Consider the following 15,633-nt stretch of genomic DNA (forward strand, 5'->3'; position numbering starts at 1 on the left):
GGGACGGCTACGCCTTTCGAGTGCGCTGGGGGAGCAGGACCGGCCGGGCCGTTCCGACCGCGGGGTGCGGCTGCTGCGGGATCGGCGCGAGGACGAACCCGAACCGGTTGACGACGAACGGGTGACGACGTTCCCTGACGTCGTCGATACCACCAGCAGCCCAGGGGTTGCAGCGGGCGATGCGCCAGGCGCCCATGGCGGATCCGCGCACGACGCCGTACTGCTGGATCGCCTCGAGGGCGTACCGGGAGCACGACGGGTGGTAGCGGCAGACGTTGCCGTACAGCGGGGAGATCACCGCACGGTAGGCCCGGAGCACGACGACGCACGCGTTGCGTGGGAGCAACGCGATGACCCAGGCAAGCCGGGTCCACAGAGTGCGGTTCATGCTGCCTTCTCCACCCCGCGCGCGAAGGAGCGCGTGACGTCTTCGAGCAGGGTAGGCCATCCGGCCTGCGATGCGGCTGGCAGTACACGGACCACCACGTCGAAGCCCTGAGGGCGCTCGACGAGCAGGTCGTGCGCGATCGCCTTGAGCCGCCGCCTGATCAGGTTCCGGGTCACGGCGTTCCCCACCGTCTTCGCGACGATGAAGCCGAACCGCGTCGGTCCGTTGCGGTCGGCCGGTTGACGGACCACGGAGACGACGACGTGCGCCGTGGCGCTCTTGCGACCACGACGCACGACGTTCCGGTAGTCATCCCCGCGCACGATGCGGTTGGCGCTGGCCAACACTGCGACGCCGGGGTCAGACCGATGACCGGATCAGGCGATGAGCCTGATCAGGCCGAGAGCTCGGTACGGCCCTTGGCGCGGCGCGCCGACAGGATGGCGCGGCCGGCACGCGTCCGCATGCGGAGGCGGAAGCCGTGCTTCTTGGCGCGGCGGCGGTTGTTCGGCTGGAAGGTGCGCTTGCTCATGATGTTCTCCACACGGCTGCTCGCGGCGAGCCGTCACGTATGTGTAGCCGTCCGGGTGTCGAACGACGCAGATGGGCGCGACCAAAGGGCCGCAGTCAACTGGTTAACGGTACGTGACAGCGGCGAGCAGGTCAAACCCCGCCCGGAACGGCCGCGCCGTCGCCGTCGGGTCTGACGTCCCTCGATCCCATTCTCCACATTGGGGACAACTTCCGTTCGGTGGGACGCGGTCCGGTCCTTTACAGTGGTGTGATCGATCCCCCCGATGGCCGGTACGACAGGGAAGTGCTCCTGTGCGACGGCTCGAGGTGGTCGTGGACAACACTGTGGACAACCCTGTGGGAACCTCCGCGGCAACGAGGCGTCGACGAAGCCCCCGGAGCCACCGACGATCCGCCGGCGACGACCTGGTCCCGAGTGCGGTCGCCGAGGACGCCACGGCACGTCCGACCCCGCAGGACGCACCCTCGTCCGGCAGCGAACGCACGACACGACCCCTGGAGACGAGCGCGACATGACGATGCCGGCCGACCCCGTCGAGGACCTCTGGTCATCCGTACTCGGACTCCTCGCCGAGGACCCCCGCATCACGCCGCAGCTCCACGGGTTCCTGAACCTGGTCGAGCCGAAGGGCGTGCTCGCCGGCACCCTGTACCTCGAGGTGCCGAACGACCTGACCCGGGGCATGCTCGAACAGCGCATCAGGATCCCGATCACCGAGGCGGTCGGTCGCATCGGTGACGACTCGGTCGCGAACTTCGCCATCACCGTCAACCCGGACATGGCATCGGAACCACGGGTGGACCCGAACGTCCCCGAGTACGCCGAGCCGGTGCAGGAAGCCGTCGAGCAGAGTGCCGCTCCGCGCCAGTACATCGAGGCGCCGTTCGTGCCGAGTCAGATCGACTCGCCCGGCACCAGCGGTCGGCCCGAGTCGCGACTCAACCCGAAGTACAACTTCGACAACTTCGTCATCGGCTCGTCGAACCGGTTCGCCCACGCCGCAGCGGTCGCCGTGGCCGAGGCACCCGCCAAGGCCTACAACCCGCTGTTCATCTACGGCGACTCCGGACTGGGCAAGACCCACCTGCTCCACGCCATCGGGCACTACGCCGAGAGCCTCTACCCGGGGATCCGCGTCCGGTACGTGTCGAGCGAGGAGTTCACGAACGACTTCATCAACTCGATCGCGAACAACCGCTCGAACCAGTTCCAGCAGCGGTACCGCGACATCGACATCCTGCTGATCGACGACATCCAGTTCCTGCAGGGGAAGGACTCCACCCAGGAGGCCTTCTTCCACACGTTCAACACCCTGCACGACCACAACAAGCAGGTCGTCATCACGTCGGACGTCGCGCCGAAGCACCTGACCGGGTTCGAGGACCGGATGCGGTCGCGCTTCGAGTGGGGCCTGATCACCGACGTACAGGCGCCCGAGCTCGAGACGCGCATCGCGATCCTCCGCAAGAAGGCTCAGTCCGACCACCTGCAGGTGCCCGACGACATCCTCGAGTTCATGGCGTCGAAGGTGTCGAGCAACATCCGCGAGCTCGAGGGCACCCTGATCCGGGTCACCGCGTTCGCGAGCCTCAACCGGACGGCCGTGGACATGGCCCTGGTGCAGACGGTCCTCAAGGACCTGATCACCCTCGACGAGGACAACGTCGTCGCGCCGACGGACATCATCAACCACACCGCGGAGTACTTCAAGCTCTCCGTCGACGACCTGTACGGGTCGTCCCGCTCCCAGGCGATCGCCACGGCACGACAGATCGCGATGTACCTGTGCCGTGAGCTGACGAGCCTGTCCCTGCCCAAGATCGGGCAGCTGTTCGGCAACCGCGACCACACCACGGTGATGTACGCGAACAAGAAGATCACCGAGCTGATGAAGGAGCGTCGGTCGATCTACAACCAGGTCACCGAGCTCACCAGCCGCATCAAGCAGGACCGCCGCTACCGCTGAGATCCGCCCGTTCCCGCCCGCATCCACCATCTGAGACGGTTCCATGGGCCGGAGTTCTCACAGTGTGGATAGCCTGTGGATAACTGTGGAGGACACGCCGCCGGGTTGTACACAGGTGGGGGGTCGCCTGTGGAGACTGGGGATGGAAGTGGATAGATGAGTTTCATTCATCCCGTTAACGCTCACACACCGCTCACAAGTCACAACCGTGTAGTTCCCTACTGCGGAGCGGGATGCACAGGGTTATCCACAGTGTGCACAGGCGTTAACACCATTACTCCTGGTTAACGATCAATCTCCGCGGGACAACCTTGTGGACGGCGGGATGACAAGAAATCCGGCCCCCGTCCGCCTGTGCCAGAATGGGGCGGCCGGACAGTCCAAGCCGATCGACAGGGGTTCCAGCTGTGAAGTTCGAGGTCAACCGGGACGTCTTCTCCGAAGCCGTCTCCTTCGCAGTGAAGCTCCTCCCGCAGCGCACGACCCTCCCGATCCTCTCGGGCGTCCTGATCCACGCCGACGGTGATCGCCTGACGCTCTCGTCGTTCGACTACGAGGTCTCGGCGCAGACGTCCATCTCGGCCCAGATCGACGAGCCGGGCACGGTCCTGGTCTCCGGTCGCCTGCTGAACGACATCGCGAGCCGGCTGCCGAACGCCCCCGTGTCGTTCACCACCGAGGACGCGAAGATCTCCGTCTCCTGCGGTTCGGCGCACTTCACGCTGCTGTCCATGCCGGTCGAGGAGTACCCGACGCTGCCCGAGATCGGCCCGCAGACCGGTGTCATCCCCGGCGACGCGTTCTCCGAAGCGGTGTCGCAGGTCGCGGTCGCGGCCAGCCGCGACGACGTCACCCCCGTCATCACCGGCGTGCAGCTCGAGGTCGGCGACAACGACCTCTCCCTGATCGCGACGGACCGCTACCGCGTCGCCGTCCGCACCATCGCGTGGGACTCCGGCCGGGTCGGTTCGGACCCGCTGCACGCGCTGGTCCCGGCCCGCACCCTGCAGGAAGTCGGCCGCACGTTCGGTTCCGCGTCCACGGTGTCGGTGTCGATCAGCGGCAACTCCGACCGCGAGCTCATCGCGTTCCACGCCGACGACAAGACCGTGACGTCGCTGCTCATCAAGGGCAACTACCCGCCGGTCCGCCGGCTCTTCCCCGAGACCGTCAACGACCACGCGGTGATCAACACCGCGGAGCTCGTCGAGGCGGTCCGACGGGTCTCCCTCGTCCTGGAGCGCGAAGCAGCGCTCCGGTTCTCCTTCACGGTCGACGGGCTCACGCTCGAGGCGATCGGATCCGAACAAGCGCAGGCGTCAGAGTCGATCAGTGCGTTGTTGACCGGCGAGGAAACGGTGGTCTCGTTGAAGCCCGCCTTCCTCCTGGACGGGCTGAACGCGGTGCACTCCGAGTTCGTCCGCATCTCCTTCACCAAGACGGAGAACCCCAACAAGCCGGGCCCGGTGCTGATCACCGGCCAGACTTCGCAAGAGGCCGCAGCGACCGATGGATACCGGTACCTGCTGCAGCCGAACCTGCTGCTGCGATAGGCGCAACAGGCAACCTGCGCTGGCGCACACCACCGGCAGCATCAGCGCGACGACGAACAGAAGAGGAAATCATGCACATCGGTCTTGTCGGCCTTGGTCGCATGGGCAACAACATGCGTGCCCGTCTCCGCAACGCAGGGATCGAGGTCACCGGGTACGACGCGAACCCCGCCGTCTCCGACGTCGCCGACCTCGGCGCCCTCGCCGCTGCCCTCCCGGAGGGCAAGCGACTCGTGTGGGTCATGGTCCCGCACGGCAAGATCACCGACGACGTGATCACCGACCTGGCCGGCGTCCTCGGCGAGGGCGACCTGGTGATCGACGGCGGCAACTCGAAGTGGCTGGACGACACCAAGCACGCCGAGCAGCTCGGTGCGCGCGGCATCCGCTACATGGACGTCGGCGTCTCCGGTGGTGTCTGGGGCAAGGACAACGGGTACGGCCTCATGGTCGGCGGTGACGCCGCGGACGTCGAGTTCGCGATGCCCGTCTTCGACGCGCTGCGCCCCGAGGGTCCCCGCGAAGAAGGCTTCTCGCACGCCGGCCCGATCGGCGCCGGTCACTACGCCAAGATGGTCCACAACGGCATCGAGTACGCGATCATGCAGGCGTACGGCGAGGGCTACGAGCTCCTCGAGGCGAAGGACATCATCACCGACGTCCCCGCCGTGTTCGCCGGTTGGCAGCGTGGCACGTCGTTCGTTCCTGGCTGCTCGACCTGATGGTGCTCGCGCTGAACGAGGACCCGAAGCTGGACGCGATCGAGGGCTACGTCGAGGACTCCGGCGAGGGCCGTTGGACCGTCGAAGAGGCCATCGAGCACGCGGTCCCGATGCCGACGATCTCGGCGTCGATCTTCGCGCGCTTTGTCTCGCGACAGGGCAGTGCTTCGCCGACGATGAAGGCCGTCGCAGCGCTCCGCAACCAGTTCGGCGGTCACGCCGTCAAGAAGTCCTAGGACTTCCCGGGGGAACCCGGACTCGGCCCGCGTGCACGTCGACCATCTCCAACTGACCGACTTCCGGAACTACCGGGAGGCGGACGTCGACCTCGCACGCGGGCCGAACCTGTTCGTCGGCCGCAACGGGCAGGGTAAGACCAACCTGGTCGAGGCCATCGGGTACCTCTCCACGCTCGGCTCGCACCGCGTCCCCACCGACGCGGCCCTCGTCCGTCAGGGGTGCGATGCCGCGATCGTCCGAGCACGGCTCTCCCACGAGGAACGCAGCATCCTCGCCGAGGTGCAGATCAACCGCACCGGCGCGAACCGAGCGCAGGTCAACCGGTCGGCGATCAAGCCGCGGGAGCTGCCGCGCTACTGCACGAGCGTGCTCTTCGCTCCGGAGGACCTGGCCCTCGTCCGCGGTGAACCGGCCGGGCGACGCCGGATGCTCGACGAGCTGCTCGGCCAGATCGCACCGCGGATGCAGGGCGTGCTCGCCGACTACGACCGCACGCTCCGGCAGCGGAACACCCTGCTGAAGTCGGCCCGCGCAACCGGCGCGAAGGCGAACGCCCTGTCGACGCTCGACGTCTGGGACGATCGGCTCGTCGGACTCGGCGCCGAGATCGTCGCGGCCCGCGACCACCTGACCCGGCGGCTCGCGCCCTTCGTGGCCGACGCCTACGCGACCGTCGCCGGCGAGCACCACGACGCCTCGATCTCCGGTGTCCTGTCGATCCGCGGCGGCGACCCCGAGTCCGCGGCGGCCACCGATCCGGTGCTCGGGACCCCGGACGAGCCCGTCACGGTCGCGTCGGCAGCCGAGGCGTTCGCGGCCGCCCTGGAGCGACGTCGCCGGGACGAACTCGACCGCGGACTCACCCTCGTCGGTCCGCACCGCGACGACGTGCTGTTCCAGCTCAACGGGTTACCTGCACGCGGGTACGCGAGTCACGGCGAGTCCTGGTCCTTCGCGCTGGCGATCCAGCTCGCAAGCGCCTCGATCCTGCGTGCGGAGTCGAACCTGGGCGACCCGATCATCATCCTCGACGACGTCTTCGCCGAGCTCGACGAATCACGGCGGGAGCGGCTCGCGAACGCTGTCGCCGACTACGAGCAGGTGCTCATCACGGCCGCGGTCTTCGGCGACGTGCCCCAGAAGCTGGCGGCGCACACGGTGCGGATCGAGGCGGGCACGATCGTGACCGACGAGGCGGACGCGACCCGGGCCTCCAGTCCGACGACGGACGTGACGGACGCGACGGAGCCGACGGACGCGACGGAGCCGACGGACGCGACGGAGCCGACGGACGCGACGGACCGGACTGCAGCGACGGACGCCGACGCCAAGGCGGACCCGACCGACGCCCCTGCCCCCACCGAAGCCGAAGCCGACGCCTGATGCCGAAGCCCCGCAAGCCCACCGAACCCTCGCAGGTGTACCGCCACCTGCGCGCGGTGTTCGGCGACCCGTCCAAGCGCGGCACCGATGCCCGCCGCCGCCGCGCCCGCGAGTTCGACGCCGACACCGTGCCGTACGGGCGCGGCCGCGAGCCGAAGGGCCTCGCGGACATCGTCGGATCGCTCGCCCAGGAGCTCGGTTGGACGGAACCCCTGGCCCGCTCCGAGCTCTTCGTCGACTGGCCGAGCGTCGTCGGTGAGGAACTGGCGAAGCACTCCCGCCCGGTCACCATCGACGACGGCGCGCTCGTCATCCGGTGCGATTCGACGGCCTGGGCGACCCAGCTCCGACTGATGCGCGCGACGGTCACGACGACCATCGCGGAACGGCACCCCGAAGCGGGGGTCCAATCGATCAGGGTTTCCGGCCCGGACGCCCCCACGTGGAAACGCGGCCCCAGGACGGTCCAGGGGCGCGGTCCTCGCGACACCTACGGTTGAGGCGACGAAATCATCCTGGAGTGCCAGAAAAGCCCGTCTGAGGGGCAGATGCGCCCTCGAAAGAGGGGGCTCTGCGGTAGACTGGGAGGTGCAGTGCGCGGGCGTTCCGCGCGCAGGCAGGAGCACGCTCGACATGGCAGCAGAATCTGAAGACGACCGGCAGAATCCGCTCGGTGCGGAGACCCCGCAGAGCGAACCGTCCTACGGCGCAGACCAGATTCAGGTGCTCGAGGGGCTGGAAGCCGTCCGCAAGCGCCCCGGTATGTACATCGGTTCGACCGGCCCGCGCGGACTGCACCACCTGGTCCAGGAGATCGTCGACAACTCGGTCGACGAAGCCCTCGCCGGGTACTGCGACACCATCGATGTGAGCATCCGCGAAGACGGTGGCGTCCGCGTCGTCGACAACGGCCGTGGCATCCCGGTCGACGTCCACGCGGCCGAGGGGGTCTCGACCCTCCAGGTCGTCCTCACCGTCCTGCACGCCGGCGGCAAGTTCGGCGGTGGCGGCTACGCCGTCTCCGGTGGTCTGCACGGCGTCGGTTCGTCCGTCGTGAACGCACTGAGCTCCGAACTCGACGTCGAGGTCCGTCGACAGGGCCACGTCTGGCGGCAGAGCTACACCGACGGCGTCCCCGTCGCGCCCGTCTCGAAGGACGAGGCGACCGACGAGACCGGTACGACGATCACGTTCTGGCCGAACGCCGAGATCTTCGAGTCCGTCGTCTTCGACTACGAGACCCTGCGCACGCGCTTCCAGCAGATGGCCTTCCTGAACAAGGGCCTGCGGATCAACCTGCGCGACGAGCGCACCCCGGAAGAAGGGGAAGAGGCCCGCAACGACACCTTCATGTACGAGCGTGGCCTCGCCGACTACGTCGAGTTCATCAACGCGCAGAAGAAGGCCGACCTCGTCCACCCCGACGTCATCGGCTTCGAGGCCGAGGACCCGGAGCGCAAGATCGCGCTCGAGGTCGCGATGCAGTGGAACACCTCCTACCAGGAGAGCGTCCACACCTTCGCGAACACGATCAACACGCACGAGGGCGGGACCCACGAAGAGGGCTTCCGCGCAGCGCTCACGACCCTCGTCAACCGCTACGCGCGCGAGGCGAAGATCATCAAGGAGAAGGACGACAACCTCACGGGTGACGACATCCGCGAAGGACTCACCGCCGTCATCTCCGTCAAGCTCGGCGAGCCGCAGTTCGAGGGGCAGACGAAGACCAAGCTCGGCAACACCGAGGCGAAGTCCTTCGTGCAGCGCGTCGTCGGCACCGAGCTGACCCACTGGTTCGAGAGCAACCCGACGCAGGCGCGCGACGTCGTCCGCAAGGCGATCCAGGCGTCGCAGGCGCGGCTCGCTGCCCGCAAGGCGCGCGAGACCACCCGCCGCAAGGGGCTGCTCGAGTCGGGCGGCATGCCCGGCAAGCTCAAGGACTGCCAGTCGAAGGACCCGACGGTGTCGGAGATCTTCATGGTCGAGGGTGACTCCGCCGGCGGTTCCGCCGTGCAGGGCCGCAACCCGATGACCCAGGCGATCCTGCCCCTGCGCGGCAAGATCCTGAACGTCGAGAAGGCCCGGCTCGACCGCGCCCTCGCCAACCAGGAGATCCAGTCGATGATCACGGCGTTCGGTGCCGGCATCGGTGAGGACTTCGACCCGGACAAGGCCCGCTACCACAAGATCGTGCTGATGGCCGATGCCGACGTGGACGGCCAGCACATCACGACGCTGCTGCTCACCCTGCTGTTCCGCTACATGCGTCCGCTCATCGAGCACGGCTACGTGTACCTCGCGCAGCCGCCGCTGTACCGCCTGAAGTGGTCGAACTCGGCGCACGAGTACGTCTTCAGTGACCGGGAGCGCGATGCCCTGATGCAGGCCGGTCTCGCCGCCGGCAAGCGCATCCCGAAGGACAACGGGATCCAGCGCTACAAGGGCCTCGGCGAGATGGACTACAAGGAGCTCTGGGACACCACGATGAACCCGGACACGCGCACGCTCCTGCAGGTCACGCTGGAGGACGCGGCAGCTGTGGACAGCGTCTTCTCGACGCTGATGGGCGAGGACGTCGACGCACGTCGCCAGTTCATCCAGCAGAACGCCAAGGACGTCCGCTTCCTCGACATCTAACGGCCAGGAGGCGCGGCGTGAGCCGCGTCGACCAGTCCTGACCACCTGTGGTCGCGCCCGGCGCGACCAACGGAACCACAGCCTCCAGGCTGTCCAGAAAGGGAACGAAGCCACATGGCTGACGACAACGAGAACGGCGCCGACGAGCTGCCCGAGATCGTCCACGGCGACAGCGGGGACATCGTCGTCTCCGGTGACCGCATCTCGCAGGTCGACCTGCAGCTCGAGATGCAGCGCTCGTACCTCGACTACGCGATGTCGGTCATCGTCGGTCGTGCCCTGCCGGAGGTCCGCGACGGCCTCAAGCCGGTGCACCGCCGTGTGATCTACGCCATGTTCGACGGCGGCTACCGCCCGGACCGGGCGTTCTCGAAGTGCTCCCGCGTCGTCGGTGACGTCATGGGTCAGTTCCACCCGCACGGTGACTCCGCGATCTACGACGCCCTGGTCCGCCTGGTGCAGCCGTGGTCGCTCCGGTACCCGCTCGCGCTCGGCCAGGGCAACTTCGGTTCGCCGGGCAACGACGGCGCCGCCGCCCCGCGGTACACCGAGACGAAGATGGCGCCGCTCGCGCTCGAGATGGTCCGCGACATCGACGAGGACACCGTCGACTTCCAGGACAACTACGACGGCCGCACCCAGGAGCCGGCGATCCTGCCGGCCCGGTTCCCGAACCTGCTCGTCAACGGGTCGGTCGGCATCGCGGTCGGCATGGCCACGAACATCCCGCCGCACAACCTGCGCGAGGTCGCCGAGGGCGCGAAGTGGGCACTCGACAACCCCGATGCCACCCGTGAGGAACTGCTCACCGCGCTCATGCAGCGCATCAAGGGCCCGGACTTCCCGACGGGTGCGCAGGTGCTCGGCACCAAGGGGATCCAGGACGCCTACCGCACCGGCCGTGGGTCGATCACCATGCGTGCCGTCGTCTCGGTGGAGGAGATCCAGGGTCGAACCTGCCTCGTCGTCACCGAGCTGCCGTACCAGGTCAACCCCGACAACCTGGCGATCAAGATCGCCGAGCTCGTCAAGGACGGCAAGCTCGCCGGTGTCGCCGACATCCGTGACGAGACCTCCGGTCGCACCGGGCAGCGCCTGGTCATCGTGCTGAAGCGCGATGCCGTCGCCAAGGTCGTCCTGAACAACCTGTACAAGCACACGCAGCTGCAGGAGAACTTCGGCGCGAACATGCTCGCCATCGTCGACGGGGTGCCCCGCACCCTGCCGCTCGACGGCTTCATCTCGGCGTGGGTCGCGCACCAGGTCGACGTCATCGTCCGCCGCACGCAGTTCCGTCTGCGCGAGGCCGAGAAGCGTGCCCACATCCTGCGCGGCTACCTGGCTGCGCTGGACGCCCTCGACGAGGTCATCGCGCTCATCCGTCGCTCGCCCGACGTCGAAGAGGCCCGCACCGGCCTGATGGACCTGCTGTCCGTCGACGAGATCCAGGCGCGCGCGATCCTCGAGCTGCAGCTCCGTCGTCTCGCCGCCCTCGAGCGGCAGAAGATCCACGACGAGGCCGAGGAACTCGAGCGCAAGATCGCCGACTTCCAGGACATCCTCGGTTCGGAGAGCCGTCAGCGCTCGATCATCCGTGACGAGCTGAGCGAGATCGTCGACCGCTTCGGCGACGACCGACGCACCGAGATCATGCTCGGCTACGACGGCGACATGTCGATGGAAGACCTGATCCCCGAAGAGGAGATGGTCGTCACCATCACCCGTGGTGGTTACGTCAAGCGCACGCGAAGCGACCAGTACCGCTCGCAGCACCGCGGCGGCCGGGGTGTCCGCGGTGCTCAGCTCCGCGCCGACGACATCGTCGAGCACTTCTTCGTCACGACGACGCACCACTGGCTCCTGTTCCTCACCGACCAGGGCCGGGTCTACCGCGCCAAGGCGTACGAGCTGCAGGAAGCCGGCCGCGACGCGAAGGGCCAGCACGTCGCGAACCTGCTCGCGATGCAGCCCGACGAGCAGATCCAGCAGGTGCTCGACATCCGCGACTACGAGGTCGCGCAGTACCTCGTGCTCGCGACCGAGCACGGCCTGGTGAAGAAGACCGCGCTCACCGAGTACGACACGAACCGCACCGGCGGCATCATCGCGATCAACCTGCGCGACGGCGACAAGCTCCGTCAGGCGCTGCTCGTCGACGAGCACGACGACCTGCTCCTGGTGTCCCGCCAGGGCATGTCGCTCCGGTTCACGGCGACGAACGACACCCTGCGCCCGATGGGTCGTTCGACCTCGGGTGTGAAGGGCATGTCCTTCCGCGACGGCGACTCGCTGCTCGCGGCCCGGGTCGTCTCCGATGACGGCTTCGTCTGGGTGATGACCGAGGGAGGCTACGCCAAGCGCACCGCGGTCGACCAGTACCGGGTGCAGGGCCGTGGTGGCCTGGGCATCAAGGTTGCCAAGTTGGCGGTCGACCGAGGCGATCTTGTGGGCGCTCTCATCGTCGGCGAGGACGACGAGGTGCTCGTCGTGCTGCAATCGGGCAAGGTGGTAAGGTCTGCCGTGGCCGAGGTCCCTGCCAAGGGCCGTGACACGATGGGCGTCGTCTTCGCGAGGTTCGCGGAGAACGACCGGATCATCGCGGTGGCCCGGAACACCGAGCGGAACCTGGACGACCAGGACGACGCCGAGATCGAGCCCGCGGGCCCGGTGGAGACGGTCAGCCCAGCCGAAGCGGCCCCGGATTCCACTGATCCCATCGACACCGAGCCCGTCGCAGACGAGGCCGGAGAGGACCAGTCAAGCAATGAGTAGTGTCGCCGAGAAGCTCCAGAAGAAGGCGAAGCGTCCCGTCGGCACCCGCCAGGTGCGGTTGCGACTGGTCTACGTCGACTTCTGGTCGATGGTGAAGCTGAGCTTCCTCATCGCCCTGGCCGGCAGCATCGTGATCGTGGTCGCCACGGCACTGGTGTGGGTCATCCTGAACCAGACGGGTGTGTTCACCCAGGTCGACGCCCTGTTGAAGGACGTGACCGGTCAGAACAGTTACTCGATCATGGACCAGTTCTCGCTGGGCCAGGTCCTCGGGTTCTCCATCGTCGTGGGCATCCTCAACGTGGTCGTCGGCACCGTGCTCGGCGCCATCGTGAGCGTGCTCTACAACCTCAGTGTTCGGATCACGGGCGGTCTGCTCGTGGGCTTCACGAACAACTGACACACCCGGGTCGGATGGGCCCACTGCTCGATTTCGTTCCGACGAGATCGTACGGTAGGCTTTCATCCGGTCTGAGGGGCTATAGCTCAGGCGGTTAGAGCGCTTCGCTGATAACGAAGAGGTCCAAGGTTCAAGTCCTTGTAGCCCCACCAGTTCTCCGGAACACCACGACAATTCCATCCCGTCACCGATCACCTCGGTGGCACTCGGGGCCTTAGCTCAGTTGGTAGAGCGCCTGCTTTGCAAGCAGGATGTCGGGAGTTCGATTCTCCCAGGCTCCACTCGCATCAGCCCCTGGTTGCCGACTTCGTCGTCTGCCCAGGGGCTTCGTTCTGTGCCCGTGCGCGCCGCCGCCCCTGCGGCGCGATCGTCGGGGGGGGCGTCGCCGTGTTCGTCTGCGCGCCTTCGGCGACGCGCCGCTCCGCGATTGCTGCGTCCGGCACTCGCCACGCCGCGTCATCTTCGTCGAGTGGTCACGACATGCCGCGTGCCGTTCGCCGAGGTGGCTGGAACTGTCGTCTGCGCGCTGTCCGGGCGACAGGTTGCGACCTCTCGGTCGCTGGCGGGGGGGCGCGTTGCGTGAGCGCGTGGCGGACGGGAGGCGCGGTGGCGGGCCGGCGCGTGCCTCCAGGCAGATGGATGGGTGCGTTCAGAGCAGGCGGCGGGCGGGTGCACGAACGTCAGGACCCGGGAACGACGAAGGGCCCCGGCGACAGCCGGGGCCCTTCGTACGAACCGGGAGGTCAGGCGGCGGGCTTCTCCGCCGTGTCAGCGTCGTCGGCGACCCAGAGGTCGTCGTCGGCGCGGAGCGTCTGGTACGCGGCGTACGCAGCACCGGCGACGGCGACGACGCCGACGATGATGAGTGCGACTCCGCCGAAGCCGAGACCCTTCTTCTGCTGCGACGGGACGTACTTCGCAGCAGCCTTCTTCGCGCTCTTGCTCTTCTTCTGCGCGTTCTTCACGATCTTCTTGACCCGGGGGTCCTTCGCGAGGTCGGTCACACTCAGCACCGAACCGGCGGTCGAGACGAGTCCGGGGACCACCTCGGACTGGAACTTGTGCGAAGCGCTCTGCGCTGCCGAGGTGGCAGCGTGCACGCCGGTCGCGAACGCGGGACGGATCCCGTTGTCGATTGCGTTCTGCACCCGGGGTGCGATGTCCTTGCGAGCTGCGTCCGCGGCGTTCGACCGGGCCTCGGCCAGGATCGCGTTCGCGTGCTCGAGGACCTTGCGCTGCTCGCCGAGGAGCGAGGCGGTCTGGCCCTTGAGCTTCTTGATCTGCTTCCGACGCTTTCGCGGGATCTCGATCGTCGTCATCTGGTACCTCCATCGGATCGGCGTGACCCCATCCTGCCACCACACTGCCTGACAGGTCACGGAACCGCAGCTGTGCAATCCGTCCGCGGTCAGGAGTACATGCGAGAATCGGAACATGTCTCTGCACACCGCTGTCGCAACGATCCACACCAACAAGGGCGACATCCGCGTCAACCTGTTCGGCAACCACGCACCGAAGACCGTCAAGAACTTCGTCGACCTCGCCACGGGCCAGCAGGAGTGGACCCATCCCGGCACGGGCAAGGTCTCGACCGACAAGCTCTACGACGGCGTGATCTTCCACCGCATCATCAAGGACTTCATGATCCAGGGCGGCGACCCGCTCGGCCAGGGCATCGGTGGCCCCGGGTACCGCTTCGACGACGAGATCTCCCCGGAGCTCACGTTCCAGAACCCCTACATCTTCGCCATGGCGAACGCCGGCATCCAGGGCGGCCGCGGCACCAACGGTTCGCAGTTCTTCATCACCACGGTGGCGACGCCGTGGCTGCAGGGCAAGCACACCATCTTCGGTGAGGTCGCCGACGACGAGTCCCGCGCGGTCGTCGACGCGATCGAGGGCGTCCCGACCGACGGTCGTGACAAGCCCGTCGAGGACGTCGTCATCCAGAGCATCGACGTCGAAGGCGTCTGACCCGCACGTGACCGACCAGGCGTACAACCCGAACAACACCTGCTACCGGCATCCGGACCGGCAGAGCTTCGTGCTCTGCCAGCGCTGTGGGCGGACGATCTGCCCGGAGTGCCAGACGCCGGCGGCAGTCGGGGTGCACTGCCCGGAGTGCGTGCGTGAACAGCGCGCACAGTTCGCAGCGAACCGCCGAGCGTCCGGAGCCCCCAGCGGGTTCACGGTCGCTCGGCGGCGTTTCGCCATGCTCGACCAGAAGGGCACGACCGTCATCGTGGCGATCACGGTGGCGATCTGGTTGCTCGACCAGGTCAGCGGGCGGTTCTTCACGAGCTTGCTCGCCTACAACTCGTTCCTGCTGCCGACGCAGCCCTGGCGTGTGGTGACCTCGCTGTTCGTGCACTCGGGCATCTTCCACATCCTGTTCAACATGTGGGCGCTCTGGATCTTCGGTCGCATGCTCGAGAACATGCTCGGTACCTGGCGGTTCGTGGCCCTGTACTTCATCACGGGGATCTTCGGGTCCATGCTCGTCACCTTCCTGGCGCCGGGGACGACCGTGCTGGGTGCTTCGGGTGCGATCTTCGGGCTGTTCGCCGCGTTCTTCGTGCTGCAGCGCAGCCTGGGGAACAACGCCGTGCAGCTCCTCGTGCTCATGGGACTGAACCTGGTCATCGGGTTCCTGCCCGGCGTCAACATCTCGTGGCAGGCGCACGTCGGCGGCATCATCGGCGGCTTCCTGATGGGCTTCGTCTTCGCACAGACGCGCAACATCCGGAAGCGTCCGCTGCAGATCGCGCTGATCATCGGCGCGGCGGTGCTCGGCATCGCGCTCACCGCCGTGGGGTACGCGGTCACGATCGGCTGACACCGCCACGACGCTCCCCGAACGCCCCGTCGCACTGCGGCGGGGCGTTCGTCGTTCCCAGGGCTGTCCGTGTCCTGCTCATCCACAGCTGTCCACAGCGCTGCTGCGGGTTATCCACAGGTGTGGAGAAGTCGGTGAGTTACACCAGTGTGATTATCCCCACTGTGGAATCGGTTGTGGATAACTCCGGGGTCGGGGTGT

13 protein-coding genes, 2 tRNA genes and 1 pseudogene are annotated in these 15,633 nt (G+C 67.3%); 12 read left to right on the top strand and 4 right to left on the bottom strand.

The window, feature by feature from the left end; genetic code table 11:
• Nucleotides 1-7 precede the first annotated feature (7 nt).
• From yidD to rpmH, 3 genes are read right to left on the bottom strand one after another with little or no spacing between them, the layout of a single operon-like run.
• The gene (gene yidD / locus OE229_RS02570; protein ID WP_182064136.1) at nucleotides 8-388 is read right to left on the bottom strand and encodes a membrane protein insertion efficiency factor YidD; all 381 of its coding nucleotides are present in this window, start codon (nucleotides 386-388) and stop codon (nucleotides 8-10) included.
• Nucleotides 385-735 carry a ribonuclease P protein component gene (gene rnpA / locus OE229_RS02575; protein ID WP_182064137.1) on the bottom strand — a complete coding sequence of 117 codons (351 nt, stop codon included), beginning with the start codon at nucleotides 733-735 and terminating at the stop codon, nucleotides 385-387. The genes yidD and rnpA overlap by 4 nt, the downstream gene beginning before the upstream one ends.
• A gap of 47 nt (nucleotides 736-782) precedes the next feature.
• A complete protein-coding gene (gene rpmH / locus OE229_RS02580; RefSeq protein ID WP_022889115.1) occupies nucleotides 783-920 on the bottom strand; it encodes a 50S ribosomal protein L34 in 138 nt (45 codons plus the stop codon).
• A 514-nt stretch (nucleotides 921-1,434) separates the two neighbouring features.
• On the opposite strand from rpmH, the gene dnaA reads away from it, so the two are divergent.
• From dnaA to OE229_RS02630, 10 genes and pseudogenes are all read left to right on the top strand, one after another.
• Nucleotides 1,435-2,889: a chromosomal replication initiator protein DnaA gene (gene dnaA / locus OE229_RS02585; RefSeq protein WP_071404155.1), complete on the top strand. Its 1,455-nt coding sequence runs from the start codon at nucleotides 1,435-1,437 to the stop codon at nucleotides 2,887-2,889.
• Nucleotides 2,890-3,296: 407 nt separating this feature from the next.
• On the top strand, nucleotides 3,297-4,442 hold the full coding sequence (gene dnaN, locus OE229_RS02590) for a DNA polymerase III subunit beta (RefSeq protein ID WP_027466916.1): 1,146 nt from the start codon (nucleotides 3,297-3,299) through the stop codon (nucleotides 4,440-4,442).
• Between the two features lie 71 nt (nucleotides 4,443-4,513).
• Nucleotides 4,514-5,400, top strand: a pseudogene (gnd, locus tag OE229_RS02595) (phosphogluconate dehydrogenase (NAD(+)-dependent, decarboxylating)).
• Nucleotides 5,401-5,431: 31 nt separating this feature from the next.
• Entirely contained in the window at nucleotides 5,432-6,787 is a 1,356-nt protein-coding gene (gene recF, locus OE229_RS02600; protein WP_263344979.1) for a DNA replication/repair protein RecF, read from the top strand.
• Nucleotides 6,787-7,287 (top strand): DciA family protein, encoded by a 501-nt coding sequence (locus tag OE229_RS02605; protein WP_182064140.1) that lies wholly within the window; start codon nucleotides 6,787-6,789, stop codon nucleotides 7,285-7,287. The genes recF and OE229_RS02605 overlap by 1 nt, the downstream gene beginning before the upstream one ends.
• 133 nt (nucleotides 7,288-7,420) lie before the next feature.
• Complete coding sequence (gene gyrB, locus OE229_RS02610) at nucleotides 7,421-9,424, top strand: DNA topoisomerase (ATP-hydrolyzing) subunit B (RefSeq protein ID WP_182064141.1); 2,004 nt, start codon at nucleotides 7,421-7,423, stop codon at nucleotides 9,422-9,424.
• Between the two features lie 114 nt (nucleotides 9,425-9,538).
• Nucleotides 9,539-12,196, top strand: coding sequence for a DNA gyrase subunit A (gene gyrA / locus OE229_RS02615; protein ID WP_182064142.1), 2,658 nt, complete (start codon nucleotides 9,539-9,541; stop codon nucleotides 12,194-12,196).
• On the top strand, nucleotides 12,189-12,596 hold the full coding sequence (locus tag OE229_RS02620; protein ID WP_027466922.1) for a DUF3566 domain-containing protein: 408 nt from the start codon (nucleotides 12,189-12,191) through the stop codon (nucleotides 12,594-12,596). Before gyrA ends, OE229_RS02620 begins: the two co-directional genes overlap by 8 nt.
• A 75-nt stretch (nucleotides 12,597-12,671) precedes the next feature.
• Nucleotides 12,672-12,748 (top strand) — tRNA-Ile (locus OE229_RS02625).
• A 56-nt stretch (nucleotides 12,749-12,804) separates the two neighbouring features.
• Nucleotides 12,805-12,877, top strand: a tRNA-Ala gene (locus tag OE229_RS02630).
• Nucleotides 12,878-13,339: 462 nt separating this feature from the next.
• On the opposite strand, the gene OE229_RS02635 is transcribed toward OE229_RS02630, so the two are convergent.
• Nucleotides 13,340-13,915: a hypothetical protein gene (locus tag OE229_RS02635; protein WP_051597033.1), complete on the bottom strand. Its 576-nt coding sequence runs from the start codon at nucleotides 13,913-13,915 to the stop codon at nucleotides 13,340-13,342.
• 115 nt (nucleotides 13,916-14,030) lie between these two features.
• Here OE229_RS02635 and OE229_RS02640 point away from each other — a divergent pair, with 115 nt between their 5' ends.
• Nucleotides 14,031-14,570, top strand: a complete 540-nt coding sequence (locus OE229_RS02640; protein ID WP_027466924.1) for a peptidylprolyl isomerase — start codon at nucleotides 14,031-14,033, stop codon at nucleotides 14,568-14,570.
• 7 nt (nucleotides 14,571-14,577) lie between these two features.
• Nucleotides 14,578-15,432, top strand: coding sequence for a rhomboid family intramembrane serine protease (locus tag OE229_RS02645; protein ID WP_111028834.1), 855 nt, complete (start codon nucleotides 14,578-14,580; stop codon nucleotides 15,430-15,432).
• The last annotated feature ends 201 nt before the right edge of the window (nucleotides 15,433-15,633 follow it).

Origin of the sequence: Curtobacterium poinsettiae (genome assembly GCF_025677645.1) — a bacterium.
Taxonomy (GTDB): domain Bacteria; phylum Actinomycetota; class Actinomycetes; order Actinomycetales; family Microbacteriaceae; genus Curtobacterium; species Curtobacterium poinsettiae_A.